The sequence below is a fragment of the Gordonia sp. NPDC062954 genome, from assembly GCF_044543825.1.
GTDB classification, from domain to species: domain Bacteria; phylum Actinomycetota; class Actinomycetes; order Mycobacteriales; family Mycobacteriaceae; genus Gordonia; species Gordonia tangerina.
The window spans coordinates 1-2,527 of sequence record NZ_JBITWL010000064.1 but is presented as its reverse complement, the minus strand read 5'-3'; the positions used below and the strand labels follow the sequence as shown (position 1 = coordinate 2,527).

The following is a 2,527-nucleotide window of genomic DNA, read 5'->3' as shown; positions in this document are numbered from 1 at the left end:
TGTCAACGGCCAGTTTGATGTCCCCGCTGGTGGCCAGGTAAAAGTCCCCACCCTGTGCGGGATGTTCTAGGTCGGTGGCACCTCCGTTCGGTGTGTCATGCGGTAGGAGTCGCCGTCGGTGATGACGATGGTGGCGTGGTGCAGGAGCCGGTCGAGGATGCTGGCGGCGGTGGTGTGTTCGGGCAGGAATCGTCCCCATTGTTCGAAGGGCCAGTGGCTGGCGATCGCGAGAGATCGGCGTTCGTAGGCGCCGGCGACGAGCCGGAACAGCAGTTGGGTGCCGGTGTCGTCGAGCGGGGCGAATCCGATCTCGTCAAGGATGAGCAGATCTTGGCGCAGCAGGGTGTCGATGGTTCTGCCGACGGTGTTGTCGGCCAGCCCGCGATACAGGGTCTCCACGAGGTCGGCGGCGGTGAAGTACCGCACTTTGTGTCCGGCGTGCACTGCGGCGATCCCCAACCCGATCAGGGTGTGACTCTTACCCGTCCCGGCAGGGCCGATCAGGGCGACATTATGTTGCGCCCGAACCCATTCCAGTGAAGACAGGTATTCGAAGGTATTGGCCGGAATAGAGGATGCGGCCACGTCGAACGATTCCAAGGTTTTGGTGACCGGGAACCCGGCAGCTTTGAGTCGGTTGCGGATGTTGGAGGCATCACGAGCGGCGATCTCGGTTTCCACCAGGGTTCGCAGTACTTCTTCGGGTGTCCACCGCTGGGTTTTCGCGGTGAGCAGCACCTCGGGTGCGCTGCGGCGGATCGAGGCCAGTTTCAATCGGCGTAGCGCGTGATCGAGGTCGGCCGGTAGCGGCGGCACTGTCTGAGGTGCAACGGGTGTCGATGTTGTGGTGGTCATGACACCTCCTTGTCGCCGGCGCCCAGCTTGTAGGCATCCAGCGAGCGGGTGGGCGCGGTAGGCAGGTGACCCAACAGTGCTGTGCCGGCCGGTCGCGGGTTGGGGGTGCCGGCTCCGGCATCGAGGATCGAACGCACATCGGCGGCCTTGAACCTCCGGAACGCCACCGCCCTGGTCAGAGCGGTGAGCACCTGTTCGCGGCCGTGGGAGGTGACCAGGCCGAGGATGTCATCGAGTTCACCGCCCAGGCGGGTGTTCCCAATCGCCGCGGCACCGACCAGGAACTGCTCAGCAACCTCACCGAGATCGCAGAACTGTTTCTCCACCGCAGTTTTGGGCCGTGGTGCACGACTGGGCGGGGTGCGTGGCCCCCCGTAGTGATCATCGTTGAGGACGACCTCACCAGGTGCGGCCAACAGATGATCGGCGACCACCTCACCGGAGGCAGGTTCGGCGATCAGGAGCCGCTCACCGTCCTGGATGAGGGTCACGGTGGTGCCGATGAGCCGGTTGGGTACCGAGTAGCGGGCCGAGGCGTACCGGATACACGAGAGGCGATCGACCTTACGGGTGACCGGCGGTGGACCGACCTGGGCCCGCAGAGACGGCAACGGGCTCAATGTGTCTCGTTCGATCGTGAGTTGGTCAGCAGGCACGCACAGTGTGTCGCTGTGACGGCGGGTGTTGACCTCGACACACCAGTCCCGCGCGGCCCGGTTCGCTGCGTGCACATCCAGCTGCACGTCGTCACGACCAGCGGCGATCTTGGCTTCGGTCCACAACGGTTGCGCCAGATCTGACTGCGCGTACCCGCAGAGGTTCTCCACGATCCCTTTCGATTCCGGATCGGCGCCGTGACAGAAATCCGGGGCGAACCCGTAGTGGGTGGCAAACCGCACATACGTGGGGGTGGGTACGACGACGTTGGCGACGACTCCACCTTTGAGGCAGCCCATCCGATCAGCGAGTACCTTGTTAGGTACTCCACCGATCTCTTCTAACGCTTCGGCGATGAATCCGAGTGTGGTGGTGGATGTTTCATTGGTGGCGAACCGAACGAACCGCCAGCGTGAGAACGCCAACACCGCGCAGAACATGTGCAGGCCGCCGATCACGGCCCAATCGATGACCAGGTAGTCACCCGGAGCCCACACTGCCGGGCGGCGGCCACGATGGTGATCACGGCGCCACTGTGTTTTCTCCTGGGCGACGAGACGACGGAAGTTGCGGGCCGAGCCTGCATAGCCCGCCGCACGCGCTACTGGTAGCAGACGTTTGGCGGTGATCCGGCCGTGTGACCGCTCGACTCTCTCGGCGACCAGCTCGGCGACCGCATCGTAGTTGCGGGCCCGTTCCTTGCGGTCGGGTGGTTGATCGTCGGCCTCGAACCGGTCGACCACACGTTTGACGGTCTTGTGGGTGGTGCCGCACACCTCGGCTGCGGCGCGATAGCTTCCGAGTTCTCGGTAAGCAGAAATGATGTCCATACGGTCCTTCGCAGACTTCAATGGAACTCCCAGGCGGTGATGGTGATCGGTTGGCACCTTCACCGTCATCGCCTGGGCCCTCAGTTCCGGGTCGACACGACGAACACAGGGTGGGGACTTTTATCTGGCCACCAGCGGGGACCTCGACCTGGCCACCAATGGGGACTTTCTCATGGCCATGGACA

The 2,527-nt window shown here is 63.8% G+C and carries 2 protein-coding genes; both read right to left on the bottom strand.

From position 1 onward, the window contains the following. Window positions 1-66: 66 nt before the first annotated feature. A complete protein-coding gene (gene istB / locus ACIGKQ_RS25230) occupies window positions 67-855 on the bottom strand; it encodes an IS21-like element helper ATPase IstB (protein WP_062394395.1) in 789 nt (262 codons plus the stop codon). Further along, window positions 852-2,363 (bottom strand): IS21 family transposase, encoded by a 1,512-nt coding sequence (gene istA, locus ACIGKQ_RS25225; RefSeq protein WP_396575175.1) that lies wholly within the window; start codon window positions 2,361-2,363, stop codon window positions 852-854. The genes istB and istA overlap by 4 nt, the downstream gene beginning before the upstream one ends. Window positions 2,364-2,527: the final 164 nt, after the last annotated feature.

Excerpts from the sequence above, each read along its gene's own strand:
- istB (WP_062394395.1), bottom strand. The coding sequence starts at position 855 with ATGACCACCACAACATCGACACCCGTTGCACCTCAGACAGTGCCGCCG.